General features: G+C 65.5%; 1 protein-coding gene. It reads left to right on the top strand.

Features of this window, described 5'->3' with window-relative positions; all coding sequences use genetic code 11:
- A partial coding sequence (locus A7A76_RS15550) for a hypothetical protein (RefSeq protein ID WP_206412035.1) occupies positions 1–200 on the top strand: 200 nt, incomplete at both ends.

The following is a 200-nucleotide window of genomic DNA, read 5'->3' as shown; positions in this document are numbered from 1 at the left end:
CGCCGGCTCGATCGTCAACAAGGCGACCGTGTCGACCTCGACGCCGAACGTCTGCCCGGCCGGCTCGACCGATGCCAAGTGCAATCCGACCGTTACCACGCCGGTCACTCAGGCACCGAACCTGACGTCGGAGAAGGCCCAAACCAGCAACGCCGACGAAGACGGCAGCGGCTCGATCACCGTCAACGACACGCTGAGCT

The organism is Lysobacter enzymogenes, assembly GCF_017168095.1.
GTDB classification, from domain to species: Bacteria; Pseudomonadota; Gammaproteobacteria; order Xanthomonadales; family Xanthomonadaceae; genus Lysobacter; species Lysobacter enzymogenes_D.
Note: the sequence above shows the minus strand (reverse complement) of the source record. Positions and strands in the feature narration are given on the sequence as shown.